We start from the raw sequence: 22,622 nt of genomic DNA, 5'->3' as shown, positions 1-22,622 counted from the left end.
AACCACACAGGGGGAGAAATTGATGCGTAAGCAAGCAACAAAACGAGTGTTCCTAATCACCGTATGTCTGGTATTGGTCCTGTCGCTACTAAGCGGCTGCAGCGGTAACAATTCCGCCGCACCGGCAGCTTCAGAGCAGCCGTCCGCTTCGCCGCAGGCGTCACAGCCAGCGGATACAAGTGCTGTACCGGCAGACTTCAAAGCGGGAACCTATAAAGCAGAGGCTGAAGGCAAGGATGGCAAGATTCAGGTTGAGGTGACTCTTGACGATCATTCGGTCATTACCGGAATCAATGTGGTCAGCCAGAACGAAACCGCCGGAATTGGGGTAGAGGCGATCAACAAGGTCAAGGAGGAGATTCTATCCGGCCAGACCCTGAATATTGATGCCGTCAGCGGTGCGTCCGAGTCCAGCAAGGCGATTCTGACCGCTGTGGAGGATGCGCTTAAGCAGGCGGGCGGCAATGTGGAGGCTTTTAAAACAAAGGCTGTAGTGAAATCGGGAGAAGGCAAGACCGAGCAGCTGTCCGCAGATGTGGTCGTGGTTGGTGCAGGTGCGTCCGGTGTGTCGGCAGCGGTATCGGCAGCGGATAAGGGCGCGAAGGTGATCCTGATCGAGAAAACAGCGACGATCGGCGGCGCGAGCAACCTGTCCTGGGCGGGCAAATTCTACAACTCCTCGGCCGCGCTAAGCAGCGGGCTGAAAGTAGAAGTCGAGAAGGAGATTGCCGACTGGATCGTGAACAATCACTGGCGTGTGGATGCGGCGGCGATCCGCCAATACGTTACGAAGTCGGGCGAGACCTATGACTGGCTGACCGGCAAGGGCTACACCACCACCTTCCTGAACTTCGCCGGGGAACAGCTCCATATGCTGCCTCCTTATGAGACCCGCCAGGAGCTGCTGCGCAAGATGCTTGCAGCATCCGTAGAGAAGGGCGGCGGACAGGTGATCACGGAGGCCACCGCGCAGAAGCTGATGACTGGCGCTAATGGAGAGGTGACCGGAGTCGTGGCCAAGAAGTCTGACGGAACAACGCTGGAGATTGCAGGGGCAAGCGTTGTAATGGCTACCGGCGGGTATGCCGGGAATAAAGAGATGGTTAAGGAAGCCTTCGGCTTCGAAGGCGTCAATGGCGGGCTTGGGCAGAACATCGGCGAAGGGCTGAAAATGTCCTGGGAGATCGGCGCGAAGGTGCCGGATAACTTCGGCGGGCAGATGCTGCACCAGACGCTGGCCAGAGCTACAGACAAGCTGAAGACGCAGTATGAGCCGTTTGAAGCCAGCTATCCGATGATGCTGTCTTACCTGCCAACCCTGATGAATGTCGGCCCTTCGGGCGCGAGATTCAGAGATGAAGCGGCGACGCTTACAGCGGTTGCGGCAGCGAATACCAGTGCTTTTAACGGAGCATATCATCTGGTGATTGTCTCGCAGGCGCAGCTGGATGCCCTTAAGGCCAAGGGGATGAAGGGGGTTCAGGCACCTAAGCTTCCGGGCATGCCGCCGGAATTCTATGCCTCCTATACAGACAAGTTCACGCTGGAGCAGCCATGGAAGGATGCCGATAAAGTCTTCGAATCCATGGTAGCGAACGGCGACGGCTTCAAGGGCAATACACTTGAGGAGCTGGCGAAGAATGCAGGGATGGACCCTGAAGTATTTACCGCTGAGTTCAAGCTCTATGAGGAAGCAGCGAAGACGGGCACCGATACGGAGTTCGGCAAGGCGAAGGAATATCTGGTTCCTATGGGCAGCAGCGGGCCGTATTACGCCGTTATTGCCGAGATCAACAACCTCTGTTCAGTAGGCGGTCTGCTGGTCAATACCAAGTTCCAGGTGCTGAATGATAAGCGTCTGCCGGTCAAAGGGCTGTACGCCGTGGGCGTGGAGTCCGAAGGGGTGCTTTTCAATGATACCTATGTAGGCAACGGCGTTGGACTGGGCTACTCCTTCACCTCCGGGCGGCTTGGCGGCGAGGATGCGGCAGCGGGCGCATTGGCTAAGGAATAGCTTCTTTATAAGTAATTTTCCTCTTTTTGCCGATAAAGAGTTGTCCTGAACTTTACGTGCGAAAAGAGGAGCGTCCGATGTATATTCCCATATCACGAATCAACGCCGCTTCGCTGACCCGCTCACCGCAACAGGCGGACCATACTTCTGCCGGTTCATCTTCGCTCAGCTTCCCGGAGATGATGGCAGCTGTGGGAGCGGCAATTGAGGAACAGGCACGCAGAATCAAGGCAAGGTACAGTCTGTCCGTCCGCATTATGGCGGTAGCCAAAGACGGCAGCAAGGGGGAGAAGACCGGCGCAGGAGACCGGAGTGATCAGCGGGAGCTTATAATCGCTCCGAATATTCTGCAGCAGATGAGCAAAGATCCTGTGATGCAGCGTAAGGTGTATGGCTATCTTGACGAGTATGTGCGCGAGCCGCACTCCTCACCCGGCCATAGTCTGATCGTTCACAGGGACGGAACCTCCTCCCTTCTTCCTGCCGCCCCCAGACCAGCAGCCGTACAGGAGATTACCCATCTACATACCGGGCAACCGGAAATCGCGGGCAGCTTATACGATCAGGACAGACTGAAGCAGCTTGCGTTCCTCCGGGCCAGAAGAGCAGGCAGGCACCGGTAACAGAGTGTAAACCGCAAATAAGATCCCTGAATCCATATGAGGTGGAGGCAGGGGTCTTTTTGTGAGGTTCTGCGCGTCCCTGAGGCGAACAAAGGCCTATCCTCCTGCATAGCATATAGCACCTGCTTGCTATTTGTAAGTGGAAAGGGGGCGCATGGCTAATGGGTATCCAGCTTACTGCGATTCATTGGGTGTATCTGGTGTTTATTGTGTTCATTCTGGCGCTGCTGATCAAGCGGCGTGATACGACAATGATCTGTGTGACCGGGATTCTGGCGCTCGGGCTGCTGGCGACGGCGACGCTTAGCGGGTCGGTGTCGGGGATCTTTAATTCTTTTGTCTATGCAACCAGGGAGCTGCTCGGCACCATAATGATTATCTCCATTATCGTGGCGATGAGCCGGATTCTGATTATAACAGGCATCAACGAGACGATGGTATCTCCGCTCACCCGGTTCCTGCGCACACCGGCGATGGCCTACTGGGGAATCGGACTGATTATGATGGTGACCTCGTTCTTCTTCTGGCCGTCCCCTGCGGTAGCGCTGGTCGGGGCGGTTCTGCTGCCGGTGGCGGTCCGGGTCGGTCTGCCTGCGCTGGGCGCAGCGGTAGCCATGAACCTGTTCGGGCACGGGATCGCCCTCTCCGGCGATTATATTATTCAAGGCGCTCCGAAGCTGACGGCGGATGCCGCCGGTCTTCCAGTGTCTAGCGTGATGCAAGCCAGTATCCCCCTGGTTGCTGTGATGGGGATAGTCACGACGGTGAGCGCATTCTGGATGATGAAGCGCGACCAGAAGAATGGCACCTGGAGAGACGGCCTGGTCGCTTCCCCGGGAGCAGCAGAGCCGCTGGCTGATGCGGGGACGGATGATGACCAGCCAGTGCTCATGAGTGACCGTCTGCGCAAAGGGCTGGCGATCGCCATTCCGCTGCTCTTCCTGCTGGATGTGATCGGCATGTTCGTGCTTCACCTGCAAGGCGGAGATGCTACCGCGCTGGTCGGGGGAACCGCCGTGCTGATCCTGATTGTCATTACCCTGCTGGCCCATCGCGGCCAGGGGCAGGGCCTGGAGAAGATCACCGCCTATCTTATCGAAGGATTTACCTTCGGCTTCAAGGTCTTCGGACCGGTCATCCCGATTGCCGCCTTCTTCTATCTGGGCGACGCCGCCTTAACTGAGCTGTACGGCAAGGTGCTGCCGGACGGCTCGCACGGCATCGTGAACGACTTGGGCGTGGCCCTGGCGAATCACGTGCCGCTGAACGGGGTGGTGGGAGCCGTAACGCTGACGGTAATCGGGGCGATTACCGGCCTCGACGGCTCCGGATTCTCCGGCATCTCGCTGGCCGGCTCGATTGCCGGGCTGTTCGCCGCCGCGATCCACTCCGGCGCGGCAACGCTGACCGCCCTTGGGCAGGTGGCCGCCATCTGGGTCGGCGGCGGCACCCTGATCCCGTGGGCGCTCATTCCTGCCGCTGCGATCTGCGGCGTCAGCCCGTTCGAGCTGGCCCGGCGCAATCTGAAGCCGGTCCTGCTGGGCCTTACGGCAATGACCATTGTCGCCATGTTCCTGGTGTAGGCACCGCTTAAGGTACCATACCCTCCACCAGCCCGGGCGCATACGGACCCCAGCGCCGTTATTTCCAGAGCCACCACCACTCCAGTACACACAGACCTGAGCGATGTAACTTCATACCCTCCGCCACTCAGGTACGTACGGACCCCAGCGCCGTTATTTCCAGAAACCAGCCTGTTTTCGAACCCATGCGGACTCCAGAGCCTTTATTGCTCCCATTTGGCCCAATTCGGCCTTGCATATGGAGGGATAAGGTCTCTCCAGTCCACATGGAGCGAAAGGCCACGGTTTTGAGAGTAATAACGTCCGTACGGTCCGCATGGGACAAGAGTGTGCGAAAAGGGACCTCCACCCGTCCAAGCGCATACAGCCCCCAGTACTGAGATTTGCGGAAATCAGCCTGTCCCCCCAAATCACACGTAGCACCAGTTGCTGCCCGCCACAACCAGATAAATATTCGTTCCGGGTGAACCCCGCGCCTACAATCCGCATAAGATTTCCTTCCCTAATCCATCCTACAGAAGAACGGACATTGTGATGGAGGGGGAAGGATCTTATGAAGCATTATGAATCCAGTCTGCGCACCAACAGTACGGTCGATCAGGCGCACGATGCGGTGACGAAGCTGCACAACGCTGTAACCCAGGCTTCGAGGCATCCGACCGGGCAGATGATGGATCAGGCAGAGAACAGCCTGGAGCACGCTGAGGAAGCCGTTCGCCATGCCCCGGAAGGTTCGGTCGGGAAACAAGGGGTAGAGCTGGTCCAAGAGAGACTGGAGGAAGAGAAGCGCAGATTGTCTTCGCTGGATGGGCAGGTTGTCGAGTCCCAGGATTAGAGCCTGGAACAGGCTATGTTGAACAGGCATTCCCGGAGTTGATCCGGGGTGCCTGTTTGCTTTTAATGGTACCCGAGGGGCAATGGGGGGAGCTTGTGCAATCATTTGCCGGGAAATAGGTTATAAGGTAATGACGAGACCATTCAGAGGAGGTACATATCTATGCCGGAAGCGGATAACACTGATTCATGGAGTCCTCCGGAGACACCGGAGATGCTGCATGCTGCGCTTAAGGAAATTACCAGGTGGGAGAAAGAGCAGAATAGGCTGATGATCTGGGACCGGATTACCCGGTTGCCGTTCAAGCTGCTAGATGCAATTACGCCAAAGGTTATCCACGATAAGGTAGGGCGGCTGCTCGATGAACTGGGCGGCTACATCCAGAACGGCGGTAACTATCTGGTGGCCGGGCGCAAGGTGGGCAGGCTGATGGAAGAGACAAGCCGGGCGGCGGGCGCCCCCTCTACTGGGCCGTTCCCGCTGGCTGTCATGGATGCAGCGGCACTGAAGCTCGCGGAGCGGAGCCGGAATACGGCTACGGCCCAGGGGGCGACTACCGGCTTCGGCGGGATTTTTACACTGGCTGCGGATATTCCGGCTGTCTTGGGCCTCTCCTTGAAGGCGATTCAGGAGATCGGCTTGTGTTATGGCTACGATCCGACCGATAAGGCCGAGCGGATCTTCACCGTGAAGGTGATGCAGTTCGCCTCCTCCGATGTAGTGGGGAAGCGCACGCTGCTGAAGGAGCTGAATCTGCAGGCAGGCGGGGACGGCAACATTCTCGCCGCGACCCAGGAGACCGTATCAAGGATTCAGGGCTGGAAGGAGGTAGTAACTGTATACCGCGACAATTGGGGCTGGAAAAAGCTGCTCCAAACCGTTCCGGTTGCAGGCATGTTCTTCGGCGCATACCTCAACCGCAAGACGCTGGAAGAGGTCACAGAGGCTGCGCGGATGCTCTACCGCAAAAGACGGATTATCTCCAGACTGGCAGAGCTGGAGCAGAGATGATACGCTGAGGGAACTGTAGCAGGCAACGCTTGGATAGGAGAGAGAAGATGAAACACACAGCTCCACAGCATAACACTCAGGAGTTGATCGGGCAGGCGGAGTCTTTCATTACGGCCTGCTATCAGGAACTGGGGTTAACAGAGGATGAACGGGACCTGCGTCTGGCGGACATACGCGAAGAGTTGCAGCGCACAGGTACATACAGGCACACGGGAGAAGAGCTGGCGCACGGGGCAAGGATGGCCTGGCGTCATAACAGCCGCTGCATCGGAAGACTGTTTTGGCATTCCCTAGATGTGATTGACGCCCGCAGAGCAGAGACAGTAGCGGAGGTCGCTGAGGCGCTGCTGCATCATATGAAGCATGCGAATAACGGCGGCCGTATCCGGCCGGTCATTACCGTCTTCCGCAGTGAAGAGGAGCAAGGCCGTGCTATCCGGATCTGGAATCATCAGCTCATCCGCTATGCCGGTTATCCCGGGGACGGTGAGCATCCGCGTGCCGGTGATCCGGCTTCGGATGAATTCACCGCCGTCTGCCTCAAGCTGGGCTGGCAGGGCACGGGCGGGGATTTCGACATTCTGCCGCTCGTAATCAGCATCGGCGGGGAGGAACCCCGCTGCTTCCCTATCCCGGCAGGACTTGTACAGGAGGTGCCGCTCAGCCACCCGGAGATCCCGCAATTCACGGAGCTGGGCCTGCGCTGGTATTCCGTTCCGATTGTCTCGGACATGTGCCTGGAGATCGGCGGCATCCGTTATCCGGCAGCGCCATTTAACGGCTGGTACATGGAGACGGAGATCGGCTCGCGGAATTTCGGCGATACGGACCGCTACAACCGCCTGCCTGCGGTGGCTGATCTTCTGGGCCTGGACCGCTCTACGAACACCTCGCTGTGGAAAGACCGGGCACTACTGGAACTGAACCGGGCGGTCCTCCATTCCTTCAAGCAGGCAGGGGTCAGTATTGTGGATCATCATACAGCCGCAGACCAGTTCGTCCGCTTCCAGGAACAGGAGCAGCAGCAGGGTCGGGAAGTGTCAGGCAAGTGGGGCTGGCTGATTCCGCCGATGTCGCCTTCCTCTACACCGATCTGGAATGACAACAAGCTGCGCGATTTGCAGCTAAGCCCGCGCTTCGTCTACCGGAAGAAGGAGGCTGATTCTCAGCAGCATGGCGCTGAGGCTGCAGAAGTGAAGGGCTGCCCTTTCCATCAGTCCATGAAGAGTGATTGATCAATAGCTGCCGGGTTTGCGCATCCTGAGGTGAAGGTGAGCACCTTCCTGGCTAATTCGATGCTGTGCAATATGGCGCTTACGCTGAACATGCCGGAATTGAAGCCGAAGCGCAAGTAACCTATGGGCCAATTTGCGCAAGATAGAAATAGTCATGTTACCCTTTCTGTGATACTATTTATTTCTATATCCAATGAGGAAGTGAAGCTTAATGATCAGCATTACCATTCCGTCACCGGAAGTTATTATTTACAAGCAAGCTAACCCTGAGCTGAGCCATATTTACGGATTCACCGATTTCCACCTGATTACCCGCGAAGCCGGCGGCATCTTCATGTTCTACAATGATCAGGACGAGCTGTTGTTTGTGGGCAAGGCCCGCAAGCTAAGACCGCGGATCAAGAAGCATTTCGAGGATAATGTATCCGTGATGAAGCCCCACCGTGATGAGGTTACCCGCATCGAAGTCTGCCTCGTCGAAGATCCGGTGGACAGAGAGATTTATGAGACCTACATCGTGAACAAGCTTCGCGCGAAGTACAATGTCGAGAAGGTTCTGTATAAATAAGGTTTGATGGAAAAGGCGTGGTCCCTGCGGACTGCGCTTTTTATTTTTCATGCTTCAAGCACCCAACTCCGCAGCGTTTTCCTCTTGTTTTAATAAACGAAATTTGAGACAATAAGGTATTGTTGCTGCTAATGTCCCTGTCAAGGTAGAATAGATAGATTGAACTTTAATGTTTTGAAAAGAGGATATGAAATGAATAAAGAATCCATTTATGGATTGACCTTGGAGCAATTGACGGCATGGCTGCTGGAGCATGGCCACAAGAAATCCCGGGCCGCTGCGGTCTGGGAATGGCTGTACCGCAAGCGGATCACCAGCTTCGCCGAGATGGACGGAATGAATCAGGAATGCATAGAGCTGTTGGAAAAGCATTATGTGTTTCAGACGATGGAAGAGCATGTCAAGCAGGAATCGGCCGACGGTACGGTGAAGTTCCTCTTCCGCCTCCAGGACGGCAACCTGATTGAGACAGTGATGATGCGGCAGAAGTACGGCTTGTCCGTATGTGTCACCACTCAGGTCGGCTGTAATATCGGGTGCAGCTTCTGTGCAAGCGGGCTGCTGGCGAAGAGCCGGGACCTGACCAGCGGCGAGATCGTGGAGCAGATTATGAAGGTCCAGCATTATCTGGATCAGGCTGGTCTGGGCCAGAAGGTCACCCATGTCGTAGTTATGGGGATCGGCGAGCCGTTCGATAACTTCCGGCATCTGCTGAACTTCCTGATTACCATCAAGGATCACAAGGGCCTGGCGATTGCCGGCAAAGGAATCACAGTATCCACCAGCGGTCTGGCGGACAAAATCAGAGAATTCGCCGACGCCAATATGCAGGTCAATCTGGCGATCTCGCTGCATGCCCCGAATAATGAGCTGCGGACACAGATTATGAAGATTAACCGGGCGATTCCTATAGAGAAGTTAATGCCGGCGATTGATTACTATCTGGAGAAGACGAACCGGAGAATCACGCTGGAGTATATCCTGCTTAAGGATATCAATGACCGCGAGGAGCATGCGCTGGAGCTGGCCGAGTTAATCGGAGACCGCCGCCAGCTGGCGAACGTCAACCTGATTCCGTATAATCCCGTGGATGAGCATAGCCAATATCAGCGGAGCAGTCGGGAGTCGGTGCGTGCCTTCTTCGATACGCTGAAGAAGCAGGGTGTCAGTGTCAGCACCCGGCTGGAGCAGGGCGTCGATATTGATGCGGCCTGCGGACAGCTGCGCAGCAAGCAGATCAAGAAGACCAAAGGCAAAGCCGCAGATACTGTGTTACAATAATCTGGCAGTGAATTGAGAAATGAGGAATGCAACTTGTTGACATTTACAAGCTACACCGTGGAGAACGTAAGAGATCCATTTAATATCCTAAGCGGCAAGCGATATGAGTTCGTCGTGAATATTGATGTGCCGGAGGATGATGAGCTGTACGTGGAGAACGGCGTGTCCGCCCGCGTGATTGTCAAAGTGGAAGAAGAGCAGACAAGCATTGTCAGCTACGATCTGCTGGAGACCTCGTCAGGCCAGCTGCTCGATTTCGATATGGAAGAAGATGAGGAAGCCGCGCTGCTTCAATTCTGTTCGGAGCATGTTCCTGCATAGGACAGGGCGGCAATGGTCTTAAGAAAGAGGAACTGCTGATTTCAGCAGTTCCTTTTTTGTGCTTCTATAGGAAATTATAGTTTCCTCATGTTGAATGATTCGCAGAGTACTTAGTTGCTGAATGTAGCTGAAGGGTAGCCGCGAGGAGCAAGAGTGAATTTAGTTTCATCGGTTAAAGGTATGCTGAAAAACGAGTACTATCGGCTGGTACAGCGGCATATGGCCCGAATGTAATCGGTTTTCCGATTACAATCGCCCCGGAAGCCCTCGCGCCGCCCAATGTAATCGGTTTTCCGATTACAATCAGCCCGGAAGCCCTCGCGCTGCGCAATGTATGTAAAAAACAGCATACATTACGGTGGCGCGCAGGTAATCCCATTCATCCGGTAGGATGATTTTATTCAAAAAGTTTCGCGTTCAAGCCCCAGCTTCATTAACCCAGGCAGCCTTCCACATAATAATGAATCTGCTTGTTCCACCATGGCCAGTCATGGCTGACATCATGGCCCCAGTAGTCGATCCGGGCCGGAATGCCCTTCTGCCCCAGCACCTCCTGAAGCAGCCGGGTCTCATGCAGCATCTCGTCCTCATACGCCCCTTGACCGACACAGACGATAATTGTGCTGCTGCGGTACTGGTTCAGATAATGCTCATCCGTCAGGCCCGGCAGGTAATGCAGCGGTGAATTAAGATAGACGTTCCCGCTCATATAGTCGCCGAAGAAGTAGTAGGTGGAGTAGACGCCGCTCAGGGCGATCAAGGTATCGAAATAGTGCGGATAACGGAAAAAGAAGCTGGCGCTGTAATAAGCGCCCATCGAGCAGCCGGAGATCAGAATGCGCTGGTCGGTCCCGCCGTTGTTGTGCTTGCTCTCATGGAGGATGCCGGGAATCAGCTCATGCGCGATATATTTGTCATACTGCTCATGACGGTGCATCCGGTCCTCGTTGTTCCAGTGAGTGGAGAAGAAGGTCTCCTCGTCCAGACTGTCACAGGCCCAGATCTGCAGCTTGCCCGCTTCAATGAAGGACGAGAGCGTATCGATCATGCCCGAATCCTCATATTGATAAAAGCGTCCAAGCGAGGTGGGGAAGACGAGCATCGGTTTGCCGGCGTGGCCGTAAATTTTATACTCCATGTCTCTGCCCAGGTTGTGGCTGTACTCCTTATGGTAGCTTATCCTCATCCGTTAACACATCCTATCCCTCTTCTTGTTGAATATAGCCTCTAATGTCTCTGACCTCCGAAAGCTCGGGTGAACGGAACTGATAAGCGCGGTTGCCCATTGCTCTGCTGAAGACCTCTTCAATCTCGTCATAATTGACGATCTTCCCTCCGAATGCATGGTAGATGTCCTCATGGCTGTGAGCGTAATGCTTATGATTCTTGCGGCTGGCATAGCCGGTATAATATTTGCCTTCGTATGGACCGCCGACCTCATTATGCACAACCATGCTGGCCCATTCCTTATACACATTCACATCATAGGCGAAGTTAATCGCATCAGTCATCCAAGCGCCGGGCGGGCGCATATTTACTTCCAGGGCAATGATCCGGCCATCCTTGTGCGATTTGAACAGCTCGATATGGAAGAACCGTTCCCGGATGTCAAAAGCCTGCAAAATGCTCCGGCCCGCCTCCTCGACCTCTGGACTGATCTCCCGCAGACAGAAGTAGTAGAGGTGATTGTCCGTATTGACGACATCCATCACACTGTTCTCGAACAGGTGGCTGACCGCGAAGCGTACATTCCCGTCCCTGTCTACCAGCCCGTCATAGGTGAGGATGACCCCGTCTATGAATTCCTCAATAATGAAGGCTACATCCTCCGGCTTCGTGTCAAAAAAGTGCTGGAGCTCCTCTTCGTTATTGATCTTATACGTGTTACTGGCCCCGGAGCCGAGATCGGGCTTCACCACCAGCGGGAAGCCGGCGCTCTGGATGAAGCTCTCGACGCTCTCACGCGTTGTGCCGGTGGAGAACTGGACGGTGCTTACCCCGCTTTTGCGGAAAAATTCCTTCATCTTGGACTTCTGCTTCAGATTATGGACGAAATCCGACTTAGTGCCGTAGATGTTGAAGTCCGTACGGATCGCGGCATCCTGCTCCAGCCAGTATTCATTCAGCGACTCGAAGCGGTCAATCTTGCCGTACTTATGGGTGAAATAACCGACAGCCCGCAGAATCTCCTCGTAGCTCTCGAGGTTGCTTACCCTATAGTACTCGGTCAATGCCGATTTCAGCTTGTCCTCCAGCTGGTCATAGGCTGCATCGCCAATCCCAAGCACCGTGGCTCCCTGCTCCCGCAGATGTGTACAGAATTCAGCGCTGTTCTTGGGGAAATGCGGGGAAAAGAAAATAAAGTTCATGCAGACCGGCCCCTTTGGCTAAAATATAATTCCGAGTTGTTTTGTATGATTAATTTAATCTACCAGCTTCGCCAGCATCCGTCAATCCTCTTCGTGCTATTTTGGCTGCAGGGTGCGGTTAAGCCGGGCGAGCAGCCCGCTGAAGAGTCCGCAGTCCTCCGGGGACCAATCCCCGAAGATCTCCCCGTAGCGCGCAAGCCGGATGTCCCGGGCCTCGGCGAAGGTCTGTGCACCAAGCGCAGTAAGCTGAAAATAGCTGGAGCGCCCATCCTGCGGATCAGGCACCCGTTCCACATAGTTCTTCGCCTCCAGGACACTTGTCTGCCTGCTGATGGTAGAGGTGTCGAGGCCGAATTGCTCGGCAAGCGCCTTAACGCCTACCTTGTCGTGTATCGACAGATGGTGGAGCAGGGTATACGAGGAGCGGTCCAGCCCGCCATGCTTCTTATCCAGCGAGCCGAGGCGGATCAGCGTGATCAGCTCCTGGTTCAGAGCTTCGAGGTGCTTATCCTTCTGTTTATCAGCCATAGTTAGATTCCGTCCTTTACCGGTTACTTTGTCATATGTCTCCCTAGTATAAGTGATAACACCGGCCTTATGCTAAGATCACCGGATATTGCCGCCTTATCATGAAAGAATCATGAAATAAGTCACATTGACTTTCAAACATATAGTTGTATAATACACATATATTAAATTAATTGTATCATACACCTATATTGGGGTGAACCGCAAAATAGAGGAGAGAGCGCCCTTGAGCAGTCCGGCGGCAAAACATTCATCATTCTGGCTGATTATTCTGGCCATTTTTTTCGGCAATTTCATGGCTATTCTCAGTACAACCACCATTAACGTAGCGTTCCCGGTCTTCCTGAAGGACTTCCACGCCGGGATCAGCACCGTACAGTGGATGATTACCGGCTATCTGCTGGCTACCGGCGTCATTGCACCTGTGGTGGGTTATTTCGGGGATAAATGGAGCTATAAGCTTCTCTACGTATTCGCCCTGTCGGGCTTCACCTTGTTCTCGGCACTGTGTACGGTGGCCTGGAATATTCATTCACTGATTACCTTCCGCATTATCCAGGGAATATTCGGCGGCCTGATCATCCCTACCACCATGACGATGATTTATCAGTTTATCGAAAAAGAAAAGCAGGCCTTCGCCATGAGTCTCTGGAGCCTGTCCTCGATGCTGGCGCCTGCCTTCGGCCCGACACTCGGCGGCTGGCTGACCGGATATTTCGGCTGGAAATCGCTGTTCGTAATCAATCTGCCGATTGGCCTGATTGCCATTGGCGTAGCTCTCAAGTGCCTGCCCTTCCAGCGGCAGAACACCGGGAGCAGAAGCTTTGATCTGCCGGGCTTCGTCACAGTCATTCTAAGCAGCGCCTTCATTATTCTGGCGTTCAATAAAGGGGGCGCCTGGGGCTGGACGTCATGGAATACCCTGACCTTGCTGCTGGCTGGGGCGGCGGCCTTAACGTATTTCATCCGCAGGGAGCTGTCGATCCAGGAGCCGCTGCTGAATCTGAAGGTATTCCGGCAGAGCCGGTTCACCTACAGCCTCATCATCAACTGCATTATTACCGTTGCGTTATACTCGGGGACCTTCCTGATCCCGGTCTTCCTGCAGGATATCCAGCAGTCTACCCCGCTGAAGACCGCGCTGGTGCTATTGCCAGGCTCCATCGTGATGGCTGTACTGTCACCGGTGGTCGGCAAGCTGTACTCCCGGATCGGACCGTTCTGGCTGATCCTGGGCGGCATTCTGCTGCTGAGCGCTTCAACCTGGGAACTTGCCCACATCACGCTGGCCGTGACCCATACCCGTGTCGCGGTGCTTATGGCGGTGCGCAATGTCGGCATTGCGCTGGCCTTTATGCCGGTGACCAATGCCGGAATGTCGGCGGTGCCAAGGGCCATCACCGGCCACGCCTCCTCCGTGACCAACTGGGTCCGCCAGGCTACAGGTGCCTTATCCATTGCCGTATTCAGCTCGCTGCTCGCTTCCAGATCGCTGGCCCACCAGCAGGAGCTGGCGGATGGGCCAGCCCGGGCAGCCGGTTCTCTGTTGAAGGCGCAGGGGATGACGATGGGCGTGCAGGATATTTTCCTGATCGCTACGGCAGTGGGGCTGCTGGCTATTCCGCTGACCTTTCTCCTGAGAAGCGGCAGCGGCAAGCCTGCAGCGGCCCCTGCTCCGCAGGCAGAGGCTTGAAGCCGGGACTCTGCCGTAAATACTCCTTAATAATGCGTTATAGCGCTTTCTCTTCGCATGTTGGGCGATTATGAGTTAGAATACTATAAAGTGAGCAAATAATAGGAGTTGTATACATGTCTAATAATGACGAAGTATTTTTGACCAAAGAAGGCTTGGCTAAGCTGGAGGAAGAGCTGAGGGAACTGAAGGGAGCAGGGCGCAAGGAGCTTGCAGCCCGGCTTAAGCTGGCGATCAGCTACGGCGATCTGAAGGAGAACAGCGAATACCACTCCGCCAAGGAGGATCAATCCTTCATGGAGACCCGCATTATGATTCTGGAGAAGATGCTGATCAAGGCGCAGATCGTGGATGCCAGCAATATGGATCTGAGTACAGTCAGCGTAGGCTGCATCGTTATCCTCAACGATGTGGAGTACTCGGAGAAGATTGAATATAGAGTGGTTGGCCCGGCGGAAGCCGATGTGCTGGACAACAAGATTTCCTACGAGAGCCCGCTCGGCAAAGAGCTGATCGGCAAAAAGGTAGGCGATATCATCAGCGTCAATGCCCCGATGGGGATCATCAAATACGAGCTGCTTGAGATCAAAATGCTGTAAAAGGAAGACCTAACCGGAATCCCGTGGCCCTTCATTTAAGGGTGCGGGATTTTTTTTATGTTTTGGGGTCCCCGCAAAGTACCTGAGTCAACACCTACGCTAAAGCTCCACTTTGTGGGGTTATTTTGTCTGCACGCGGCGGGAGTCATAGGCAATTGCTATCAAGGATATTGCTTCCTTGTCTTAGACGCTCCCTGCCAAGGAGGGTTATAGTAGAAAATAACTACTACATAGAGGAGTCCTGGCTTGTGATTCAGAATGTACTCACGACACTTGTTGAGGTCATCGTACCGCTGTCCATTCCGGTGGCCGCCGGAGCGCTGCTTGGACGGTATAAGCAGCTCGATACGAAGCCTCTGTTGACGCTGTATCTGTATTTTCTCAGTCCGGCTATTATTCTGGACACGCTGGCTACGGCGGATATCTCCTTCGATGATGTCTATAAGACACTGGCCTTCTCGCTCATGAACCTGTTTCTGCTGTGGGGTGTGGCGACCCTAATCGGTAAAATGCTGAAGCTGGCTCCGCCGGAGGCCGCCGGTCTTACGCTCATCTCCACCTTTACGAACAGCGTCAATTATGGCCTGCCGCTGGTGCTGTTGGCCTTCGGCCAGCTGGGCCTGGACAAGGCATCGGTCTATGTCATCGCCCAGATGGTGATCGTGAATACGATCGGCGTGTATTTTGCCGCCCGGTCACAGTTCTCCGTGCGCAGCGCGTTGAAGTCAGTCTTCTCGCTGCCGGCCATCTACGCCGCCATCCTGGCGCTGGCGCTGAGGGCGCTTGGACTGCATATGCCGCATGAGCTGGCTTCGGGAGTGTCAATGGTCGCCGGTGCGTATTCGCCAGTTGTGCTGGCGATTCTCGGCGCACAGATGGTGAAGGTCAGAGCCGCGCACACGGAGCGCAATGTGCAGCTGGCCTTCTGGACGGGGCTGACCGTCCGGCTGGTGCTGGCTCCGCTGCTGGCCGCGCTGGTGCTGCTCGCCCTGAACATCACAGGCACCCTGTTCTCGGTGCTGCTGATCCTGGCTTCCATGCCGGTGGCTGTCAATTCCGTCGTCCTGGCCGAACGCTTCGGCAGCTCGCCTGCGCTGGTCTCACGCTGTATCGTTTGGACGACGCTGGCCTCCTTCCTGGTCCTGCCGGTGCTGATTGCGGCGGTGGGGGGATAGGGTGCGCGAGCCGAATGTATGCGAATAACCGAATAGAGGGGCAATAGTGCCCCCCTGGAAGTAATTATTAAGACACAGGTACTTCACTCATCAGTGCATGTACATTTTGATCGGGGTCCTGAAAGAACGTCATCCAGGTTGCGGTTTGACCCATCTCAGCCACTTTATGCGGCTTGTCCAGGAAATGTACATTCCGCCCGACTAACGTTTCGTACGATGCGTGTATATTGTCTACTTGGAAATAGAACACCGAGCTGGGATGATCGAACCGCGGGTCTTCAGCAATACTCAAGACCATCTGCAGTCCGTTACACTCCAGGAAAGTCATGTTTGGGATCTGAAATAACAGATTTAGGCCTAGAGTATCTTGATAGAATCGGGTGGCAGCCTCCATGTCATGTACACGAATGGATATTTGCCCAATGCCTTTGATTTGAAATTCTGAATTCATGTGAATATCGCTCCCTTGTTATATTGTATGTTCCACGCAGTAAATGTATCATGTGCGGATGAAGCGTTACTTTTCCAAAATCACTTTTTTCTAAACATCCGGGGTGAGAGTCCCGTTCTTTGTTTAAACACCTTATTGAAGGAAGAGACATTGTCGAAGCCAACACTTAGGCTAATCTCGGTTACACTGCTTTCCGTTTGAGCAAGGAGACGCTGCGCTTCAAGTATCCTTTTTTCGAGGATGAACTGGTGTGGCGTTCTTTTGAAAAAGTGGCGAAAGTTGCGGATGAGATGGTTTTTAGAAAGACAAGCGATTTTTGAAACTTCTTCAAGGGACACGTTTTGGTTGTAATAAGCATGTAAGTACTCGTATGCTACGGTCAACCGCCGGAACAGCTCCTCTCTGGTGGCCGGGCGCGTGCCGGGGACGGTATTAATTTCTTGAGCCATCTTCTGATGGACGTTAAGCAGTGCTTGAATTAGACTTTGATACTGTTCATCGACCCAGAGATTCTCGCTGCCGAGTACAGGTAAGGAATTCTTGAAGTTCTCGAGAAGTGGAGTTATCAGATGACTATTGCGGTATGATTTGGTGTGAAATTGCAACGGGTGCGTTGTTTCTGAAAATGGATCGTCTAAGGACTTCTCTATTCCTAGATGAACGGCTCTATGAACCTCTTCAGCAAAGCCAGTCTTGAAAAATACACAAAAAGAGTCGACTTCGGTTTCTGACTCAATGGCTATAGCGTACTGCTCCCCTTCATTTAGCAGGAGGTAGCCCTCTCGCTCAACAGCATAATGGCCGAGTTTTGTTTTGTAATAGGCTCGGCCATTCCGAAATGTCTTTAAGGAAAGGGGGCCGGTGCCTTCCCAATGATGAGTTGTACTTCGCGCTTGCAGAACGAAGTTCCGCTGGAACAAAGGGAATCTGGAGGTTCCCATCTATAGAGTTCATCCCCTTCCACAGTTGGTCCATTCCATTCTACAATAGTCCACAGCAATAACAAAGAAGCTCCCTCTTCATGATCTGAAGGGGGAGCTTCTTGTATACAGTAAGGCTGCTTCATGCTGAACAATAGGGCGAAGCCTCAATCCGGCTGGCCTTCAGCGACCTGGATGGTGAAAATGAAGGTAGCTCCGCCCACTAGACCCGGCTTGGCATAGATCGTTCCGCCCATGAGGTCGACCAGCATTTTGCAGATGGACAGCCCGAGGCCGGTTCCGCCGAACTTGCGGTTGATGGTGGCTCCGATCTGGGTGAACGGCTGGAACAGATATTTCATCTTGTCTTCTGGAATGCCAATACCGGTATCTTCAATAATGAATTCCAGCTCCAGCAGCTTATCCATAGCCTGCCGGAGATGGACATGCACTTTGACGCCGCCGGTGATCGTGAACTTGATGGCATTGCCGATCAGGTTATTCAGTACCTGGCGCAGACGGTTGGGGTCACCGATAAGCAGGGCAGGAATGTCAGGATCAATAGAGGTCTCCAGGGTCAGGCTGCGTTCTTTCGCCAGAGCCCTGAACAGATCGACCGTTTCTTTGATGCAGGAGTGAAGATTGAACAGCTCGTAATCGAGCTCCATTTTACCGGATTCGATCTTGGTGAAGTCCAGGATGTGCGTAATGACAGAGACAAGCGCGTGACCGCTGGTATGAATGATTTCGGCCATCTCCTGGTCGTCAGCAGACAGCTCGGAGGAACGAAGCACATCCGACATGGCGATGATCCCGTTCAGTGGGGTGCGGATCTCATGGCTCATCATGGCGAGGAAGCCGCTCTTGATCCGCAGCGCCACCTCGGCCGTCTCCTTCAGCTCGGTCAGGATGCTGTTGGCCTTCTCCAGCTCCTGCGTTTTGAGCTGCAGCTCCTTACGGGTCTGGTAGAGACGGACGAAGCCGTCAATTTTGCTTTTTAACACGGTCGGATGGAACGGCTTGGTCAGGTAGTCAATGGCCCCGGCCGAGTAAGCCAACATATAGTTCTCCAGCTCCGAGGTCAGCGAGGTTAAGAAAATAATAGGGATATCCCGTGACTTCTGACGCATCTTAATCCGTTTCGCCGTTTCAAACCCGTTCATGCCAGGCATGAGCACATCCATAATGATCAGGGCGAATTCCTGCTCCAGCAGACATTTCAGAGCATCCATGCCCGAGAGGGCTTGAACCAGCCGGTAGGGTGAATCGGCCAGCAATGCCTGAATGGACAGGAACTCGTCTGCCCGGTCATCTACAACCAAAATATTAATCGGATACTCCATGCTGCCTCCTATTGAATCAACCATAATTTCAGCACTCTCACCAGCTGTGTGGTATTAATCGGTTTGGATATATAATCGCTCGCCCCAGCTTCGAGGCATTTGACCCGGTCTTCCTCCAAGGCGCGGGCGGTCAGCGCAATAATGACGATCTGATCATAGTCTGGATTTAGCCGGATATGCTTCATCGTCTCGTAACCATCCATCTCCGGCATCATAATATCCATGAATATCAGCTCTACGCCCGGGTGGGTCTCCAGATGCTCCAGGGCTTCTCTGCCATTCTGGGCAAAGCTGATCTCCATATTATAACCTTCCAGCACACTGGATAACGCAAAAATGTTACGCATATCATCATCCACAAGCAGAATGCTTTTCCCGGCAAAAGCGGACTCCGGATTATGCAGGTTCTCGATTAGGCGCTGCTTATCCAAAGGCAGGTCTGCATGCTTGCGGTGGAGGTAGAGGGCCGTATCGTCATAGAGACGTTCCATTGAACGCACGTTCTTGATCACAATACTCTCGGCGTAGTGCTTAAGGCGCTGCTCATCGGTCTTGCTGAGATCCTTGCCTGTATAAATAATCACCGGCAGGGTCTGCAGCTTGCGGTTGGTCTTGACCTGCTCCAGCAGGTCGAAGCCGGAAATATCCGAGAGACCCAGGTCCAGCACCATACAGTCAAAATGATGGCTGGCCAGATGCTCCATCGCTTCTCTTCCGGTGCCCACTGCAATAATGTTCACATCGGGATGGGCGATGAATTCGACAAGACTGCCGCGCAGAACCTTGTTGTCTTCGACAATCAGCAGACTCTTCACCGGACGGCGGATATAAGTCTCAATCTGGAGAAAGGCTGCTTCCAGCTCTGCATAATCATTCGGCTTCTTCCAGAAGGATAAGGCGCCCATCGACAAGCTCTGCTGGTTCTCCTCGGCTGTCGAGATGACGTGCACAGGGATATGCCGCAGCTCCGGCCGGCTCTTCAGGCGGCTGATAATGGACCAGCCGTCCAGAACGGGAAGATGCAGATCCAGCAGGATCGCATCAGGCTTGTAGGCATGGGCCAGGGCAAGCCCCTGATCGCCCTGGAAGGCGACGATGGCCTTGAAGCCCCGGCTGCGCGCCAGCTCCAGCAGCCGGGCGGCGAATTCGGCGTCCTCCTCGATAATCAGCAGGGTAATATCCCCGCTTAGCAAATTGCTGCGGTCATCATCCATTTCCGCATATTGCAGCAGCTTCGGATTGGAGATAGAAATGTCGGGCACGAAGGACTCGCGGAAGGCCGGATTCTCGCGGCGGATAGGCTCGGAAGGCGGAATCTCCGGAGAGGCTGCTGCTGAATAGGCTGCGGCAGCAAGGGTCTGGGCATCCTCACCCGGTTCTACAGCGGGAATAATCAGGGAGAAGGTGCTGCCCTTGCCCTCCACGGAATCCACCTCAATTCTTCCTCCGAGGAGGGTTGCCAGCTCCCGGCAGATCGTGAGGCCCAGACCGGTGCCGCCGTATTTGCGGCTGGTGGTGCCGTCTGCCTGCTGGAACGCTTCGAAGATGCTCTCCAGCTTGGAAGCGGCAATGCCGATACCGGTATCACTGACGGCGAAGATGGCCTCTTCGCCGCTGGTGCGGATCGACAGGGAGACGGAGCCTTGCTCCGGTGTGAATTTGATGGCGTTGGATAACAGATTATTCAAGACCTGCTGCAATCTGTGACCGTCGGTCATCAGATAATCCGGCAGCCGGTTGTCGGCATGGACATCGAACCGCAGGTTCTTCTTCTTGGCCTGCTGTTCGAAATGGCGGTGGATATGATTGCTGAGATCCAGCGGGGAGACCGGCTCGATGACCGGAGTCATTTTGCCGACCTCAAGCTTCGCCAGATCAAGAATCTCATCGATCAGCTGCAGGAGATCCTTGCCTGCCGAGAAAATCGTATGAACGTATTCCAGCTGCTTCGCTTCCAGATTGCCGTCCTTGTTCTCGGCAAGAATCTGCGAGAGGATCAGCAGGCTGTTCAGCGGGGTGCGCAGCTCATGGGAGACATTGGCCAGGAATTCCGATTTGTACTGCGCGGCCATGAAGATCTCCTGCGCCTGTGCCTGGATCTCCTCCTTCTGCTTCTCAGTAAGCTCGACTTGAAGCAGCAGCTGATCATGGGAGGCAGCCAGCTCCTCCTTCTGGATCAGCAGTTCATCGGCCTGAGTTTGCAATGTATCTGTCTGGGCCTGAAGCTCCTCTGTCTGAGACTGAAGCTCCTCCGTCTGAGACTGAAGCTCTTCTGTCTGGGCCTGAAGCTGCTCCTTCTGCTCCAGCAATTCACTCGTCTGGGCTTGCAGCTCCTCGGCCTGATCTGCGATCTCGGATTTTTGCATTTCGGTGATTTGAAGCTGCTTCTGCATATCGCGGTTTGCCGCAGAGATCTCGTCGGCCTGTGCCTTGATCTCCAGGGTTTGCCGGCGGGAGATCTCCATCTGATTCTGCAATTCCAGGTTGGAGGCATGCAGCTCTTCCGTCTGCTGCCGCAGTTCCTCCGTCTGGGCTTCAATCTCGTCCTTCTGGGCCTCTGTGAGCTTCATTTGTGTCTGAAGCTGTTCATTGGAGGTCAGCAGGCTCTCGGACTGCGCCTCCAGTTCAGTCTTCTGGTCCTGTAACTGGTCGGTCTGCAGGCGCAGCTCCTCTGTCTGGGCCATCAGCTCTTCGGTCTGAGCTTCCAGCTCCTGGGTCTGGGCGGTCAGTTCTTCCGTCTGGGCTTCCAGTTCTTCCTTCTGCAGCTGAGTCTCACTCAGCAGATCTTCGATCCGGGCGACATCCGCCAGTGTATTAATCAGCACGCCCATATTCTGTGCGGTGCGTTCAATCAGCTGCATCTCCTTGGAGCTGAAGGGGCGTAGTGCCGCCAGCTCCATGACAGCAACAATTTCCTGCTCATGCTTAATAGGAACTATAATCAGTGAGGCAGGCGCAGCCTCCCCCAGACCGGAACGGACCTTGATATAATGCTCTGGAAGATCCTGCAGAACAATCATCTGCCCATCGAGTGCGCATTGTCCGACCAGGCCGCTGCCCAGCGGTATGGACTCCTGTTGTCCGGCGGAATCATCGAAGGCATAGCCGGCTGCGAAGTTCAGCTGGCCGCCCTGCTTCAGATAGACCGCCCCGTAGCTTCCGCCGACAGCGGTAGCCAGCCTGCCGATGAACACACGCGAGGCCGTCCTCAGCTGGACAGAGCCTTGAAGCAGCAGTGCCATCTCAGACACCTGCGTATTAATCCAGGCCTGTTCTTCGGCTCTAAGCCGCAGTTCGCGCTCATCGGCGGTTCTATGGTGAAGGTCAGCCGCCAGCCCGAAAAAGGAAGCGGCCAGCTGCCCGAATTCATCCGTCTGAACAGCAGCCGCAGCATCAGGGTTGAAAATGCCTGCTGCGATATCCTCTGAGATCTCCGTGATCCGGCCTAGACCGCGATCTATATTCCGCTGAATACTGTAAAGAAGGCTAATGCTAACCAGAATGCCGCCTGCGCCTAATCCTGCTGCAAGCAGGCGCGAGCCGCCCTCCATAAAGAGGAAAGATATAGTAATCATACTGCCTAACAGCAGTATAGTAGCTGAAGTTGCTAACCAAACCTGTTGTTTTATTCTCATTGTTCGCCGCCTTTGTTCAGTTAGAATGTTTAGCTATATAATTATAGCTTTTATGGAGCTTCAGTGATATAGAAGACATGAAGAAAACACCTTAAACCTAAAATTTACAAGGCTTCCCGGAGGCGGGCCCGCTTTTGCAGGAGGTTTCATGAAAACTTCGAAATCACCGCAATTTACTTAAAATTTTGCTTGTAAGCAGCGGGTAGAGCGTGTAAGATAACAGACATGCTTCATATTAGATTTCTTATAACAGATTTCATATAACTCATATAATCTTGGGAATATGGCCCATAAGTTTCTACCGGATAGCCACTGTAATTATCCGACTATGAGTGAAATAGCGCATCTAGGGTTCCGTTTCTTGTGCTGCGGCAAGGGAAAGTCTGGTCCAAGCGATGCGGACACGTATATGTGTTACACCACCAAGGGACAAAAACC

At 54.2% G+C, this 22,622-nt stretch carries 19 protein-coding genes and 1 riboswitch; of the genes, 12 read left to right on the top strand and 7 right to left on the bottom strand.

Annotated elements, in window-relative coordinates; genetic code table 11:
* Positions 1–22: 22 nt before the first annotated feature.
* From J2Z70_RS01855 to J2Z70_RS01815, 9 genes are all read left to right on the top strand, one after another.
* Positions 23–2,014 carry an FAD-dependent oxidoreductase gene (locus J2Z70_RS01855; RefSeq protein WP_209868738.1) on the top strand — a complete coding sequence of 664 codons (1,992 nt, stop codon included), beginning with the start codon at positions 23–25 and terminating at the stop codon, positions 2,012–2,014.
* A gap of 77 nt (positions 2,015–2,091) precedes the next feature.
* Positions 2,092–2,637: a hypothetical protein gene (locus J2Z70_RS01850; protein WP_209868736.1), complete on the top strand. Its 546-nt coding sequence runs from the start codon at positions 2,092–2,094 to the stop codon at positions 2,635–2,637.
* Between the two features lie 161 nt (positions 2,638–2,798).
* Positions 2,799–4,220 (top strand): hypothetical protein, encoded by a 1,422-nt coding sequence (locus J2Z70_RS01845; RefSeq protein WP_209868734.1) that lies wholly within the window; start codon positions 2,799–2,801, stop codon positions 4,218–4,220.
* A 553-nt stretch (positions 4,221–4,773) separates the two neighbouring features.
* The gene (locus J2Z70_RS01840; RefSeq protein ID WP_209868732.1) at positions 4,774–5,055 is read left to right on the top strand and encodes a hypothetical protein; all 282 of its coding nucleotides are present in this window, start codon (positions 4,774–4,776) and stop codon (positions 5,053–5,055) included.
* Between the two features lie 162 nt (positions 5,056–5,217).
* Positions 5,218–6,066, top strand: coding sequence for an EcsC family protein (locus J2Z70_RS01835; RefSeq protein WP_209868730.1), 849 nt, complete (start codon positions 5,218–5,220; stop codon positions 6,064–6,066).
* A 47-nt stretch (positions 6,067–6,113) separates the two neighbouring features.
* The gene (locus tag J2Z70_RS01830) at positions 6,114–7,301 is read left to right on the top strand and encodes a nitric oxide synthase oxygenase (RefSeq protein ID WP_209868728.1); all 1,188 of its coding nucleotides are present in this window, start codon (positions 6,114–6,116) and stop codon (positions 7,299–7,301) included.
* 211 nt (positions 7,302–7,512) lie between these two features.
* Positions 7,513–7,869 (top strand): nucleotide excision repair endonuclease, encoded by a 357-nt coding sequence (locus J2Z70_RS01825; protein ID WP_036722768.1) that lies wholly within the window; start codon positions 7,513–7,515, stop codon positions 7,867–7,869.
* Between the two features lie 192 nt (positions 7,870–8,061).
* A complete protein-coding gene (gene rlmN, locus J2Z70_RS01820) occupies positions 8,062–9,150 on the top strand; it encodes a dual-specificity RNA methyltransferase RlmN (RefSeq protein ID WP_209868726.1) in 1,089 nt (362 codons plus the stop codon).
* Between the two features lie 33 nt (positions 9,151–9,183).
* Positions 9,184–9,471 carry a DUF6509 family protein gene (locus J2Z70_RS01815; RefSeq protein ID WP_076081434.1) on the top strand — a complete coding sequence of 96 codons (288 nt, stop codon included), beginning with the start codon at positions 9,184–9,186 and terminating at the stop codon, positions 9,469–9,471.
* 433 nt (positions 9,472–9,904) lie between these two features.
* On the opposite strand, the gene J2Z70_RS01810 is transcribed toward J2Z70_RS01815, so the two are convergent.
* The 3 genes from J2Z70_RS01810 to J2Z70_RS01800 all read right to left on the bottom strand — a co-directional run bounded on the left by J2Z70_RS01810 (position 9,905) and on the right by J2Z70_RS01800 (position 12,368).
* Positions 9,905–10,657, bottom strand: coding sequence for an esterase family protein (locus J2Z70_RS01810; RefSeq protein ID WP_209868724.1), 753 nt, complete (start codon positions 10,655–10,657; stop codon positions 9,905–9,907).
* A gap of 13 nt (positions 10,658–10,670) precedes the next feature.
* Positions 10,671–11,840, bottom strand: coding sequence for an ATP-grasp domain-containing protein (locus J2Z70_RS01805; RefSeq protein ID WP_036722758.1), 1,170 nt, complete (start codon positions 11,838–11,840; stop codon positions 10,671–10,673).
* A 96-nt stretch (positions 11,841–11,936) separates the two neighbouring features.
* Positions 11,937–12,368, bottom strand: coding sequence for a MarR family winged helix-turn-helix transcriptional regulator (locus J2Z70_RS01800; RefSeq protein WP_036722756.1), 432 nt, complete (start codon positions 12,366–12,368; stop codon positions 11,937–11,939).
* Between the two features lie 226 nt (positions 12,369–12,594).
* Between J2Z70_RS01800 and J2Z70_RS01795 the strand changes: the two genes are divergently transcribed.
* The 3 genes from J2Z70_RS01795 (at position 12,595) to J2Z70_RS01785 (ending at position 15,835) form a co-directional block, all read left to right on the top strand.
* The gene (locus J2Z70_RS01795; RefSeq protein ID WP_209868722.1) at positions 12,595–14,061 is read left to right on the top strand and encodes an MDR family MFS transporter; all 1,467 of its coding nucleotides are present in this window, start codon (positions 12,595–12,597) and stop codon (positions 14,059–14,061) included.
* A 116-nt stretch (positions 14,062–14,177) separates the two neighbouring features.
* Entirely contained in the window at positions 14,178–14,660 is a 483-nt protein-coding gene (gene greA, locus J2Z70_RS01790) for a transcription elongation factor GreA (RefSeq protein WP_036691918.1), read from the top strand.
* A gap of 248 nt (positions 14,661–14,908) precedes the next feature.
* Complete coding sequence (locus J2Z70_RS01785) at positions 14,909–15,835, top strand: AEC family transporter (RefSeq protein ID WP_209868720.1); 927 nt, start codon at positions 14,909–14,911, stop codon at positions 15,833–15,835.
* 67 nt (positions 15,836–15,902) lie between these two features.
* Here the strand turns inward: J2Z70_RS01785 and J2Z70_RS01780 are convergent, their stop codons facing one another.
* The 4 genes from J2Z70_RS01780 to J2Z70_RS01765 all read right to left on the bottom strand — a co-directional run bounded on the left by J2Z70_RS01780 (position 15,903) and on the right by J2Z70_RS01765 (position 22,124).
* The gene (locus J2Z70_RS01780; protein WP_209868718.1) at positions 15,903–16,286 is read right to left on the bottom strand and encodes a VOC family protein; all 384 of its coding nucleotides are present in this window, start codon (positions 16,284–16,286) and stop codon (positions 15,903–15,905) included.
* 80 nt (positions 16,287–16,366) lie between these two features.
* The gene (locus J2Z70_RS01775) at positions 16,367–17,227 is read right to left on the bottom strand and encodes a helix-turn-helix domain-containing protein (protein WP_209868717.1); all 861 of its coding nucleotides are present in this window, start codon (positions 17,225–17,227) and stop codon (positions 16,367–16,369) included.
* Between the two features lie 146 nt (positions 17,228–17,373).
* Positions 17,374–18,549 carry an ATP-binding response regulator gene (locus J2Z70_RS01770; RefSeq protein ID WP_209868715.1) on the bottom strand — a complete coding sequence of 392 codons (1,176 nt, stop codon included), beginning with the start codon at positions 18,547–18,549 and terminating at the stop codon, positions 17,374–17,376.
* Positions 18,550–18,557: 8 nt separating this feature from the next.
* Positions 18,558–22,124, bottom strand: coding sequence for a response regulator (locus tag J2Z70_RS01765; protein ID WP_245367900.1), 3,567 nt, complete (start codon positions 22,122–22,124; stop codon positions 18,558–18,560).
* 305 nt (positions 22,125–22,429) lie between these two features.
* Positions 22,430–22,533: riboswitch (purine riboswitch) on the top strand.
* Positions 22,534–22,622 lie beyond the last annotated feature (89 nt).

The organism is Paenibacillus silagei (genome assembly GCF_017874735.1).
GTDB classification, from domain to species: Bacteria; Bacillota; Bacilli; order Paenibacillales; family Paenibacillaceae; genus Paenibacillus_AQ; species Paenibacillus_AQ silagei.
This window is presented reverse-complemented; position numbering and strand designations above follow the sequence as displayed.

Coding starts and splice junctions, on each gene's coding strand:
- J2Z70_RS01780 (WP_209868718.1), bottom strand. CDS start 16,286: ATGAATTCAGAATTTCAAATCAAAGGCATTGGGCAAATATCCATTCGT.
- J2Z70_RS01845 (WP_209868734.1), top strand. CDS start 2,799: ATGGGTATCCAGCTTACTGCGATTCATTGGGTGTATCTGGTGTTTATT.
- J2Z70_RS01800 (WP_036722756.1), bottom strand. CDS start 12,368: ATGGCTGATAAACAGAAGGATAAGCACCTCGAAGCTCTGAACCAGGAG.
- J2Z70_RS01855 (WP_209868738.1), top strand. CDS start 23: ATGCGTAAGCAAGCAACAAAACGAGTGTTCCTAATCACCGTATGTCTG.
- J2Z70_RS01805 (WP_036722758.1), bottom strand. CDS start 11,840: ATGAACTTTATTTTCTTTTCCCCGCATTTCCCCAAGAACAGCGCTGAA.
- J2Z70_RS01770 (WP_209868715.1), bottom strand. CDS start 18,549: ATGGAGTATCCGATTAATATTTTGGTTGTAGATGACCGGGCAGACGAG.
- J2Z70_RS01765 (WP_245367900.1), bottom strand. CDS start 22,124: ATGATTACTATATCTTTCCTCTTTATGGAGGGCGGCTCGCGCCTGCTT.
- J2Z70_RS01825 (WP_036722768.1), top strand. CDS start 7,513: ATGATCAGCATTACCATTCCGTCACCGGAAGTTATTATTTACAAGCAA.
- J2Z70_RS01840 (WP_209868732.1), top strand. CDS start 4,774: ATGAAGCATTATGAATCCAGTCTGCGCACCAACAGTACGGTCGATCAG.
- J2Z70_RS01835 (WP_209868730.1), top strand. CDS start 5,218: ATGCCGGAAGCGGATAACACTGATTCATGGAGTCCTCCGGAGACACCG.
- rlmN (WP_209868726.1), top strand. CDS start 8,062: ATGAATAAAGAATCCATTTATGGATTGACCTTGGAGCAATTGACGGCA.
- J2Z70_RS01775 (WP_209868717.1), bottom strand. CDS start 17,227: ATGGGAACCTCCAGATTCCCTTTGTTCCAGCGGAACTTCGTTCTGCAA.
- J2Z70_RS01830 (WP_209868728.1), top strand. CDS start 6,114: ATGAAACACACAGCTCCACAGCATAACACTCAGGAGTTGATCGGGCAG.
- greA (WP_036691918.1), top strand. CDS start 14,178: ATGTCTAATAATGACGAAGTATTTTTGACCAAAGAAGGCTTGGCTAAG.
- J2Z70_RS01810 (WP_209868724.1), bottom strand. CDS start 10,657: ATGAGGATAAGCTACCATAAGGAGTACAGCCACAACCTGGGCAGAGAC.
- J2Z70_RS01850 (WP_209868736.1), top strand. CDS start 2,092: ATGTATATTCCCATATCACGAATCAACGCCGCTTCGCTGACCCGCTCA.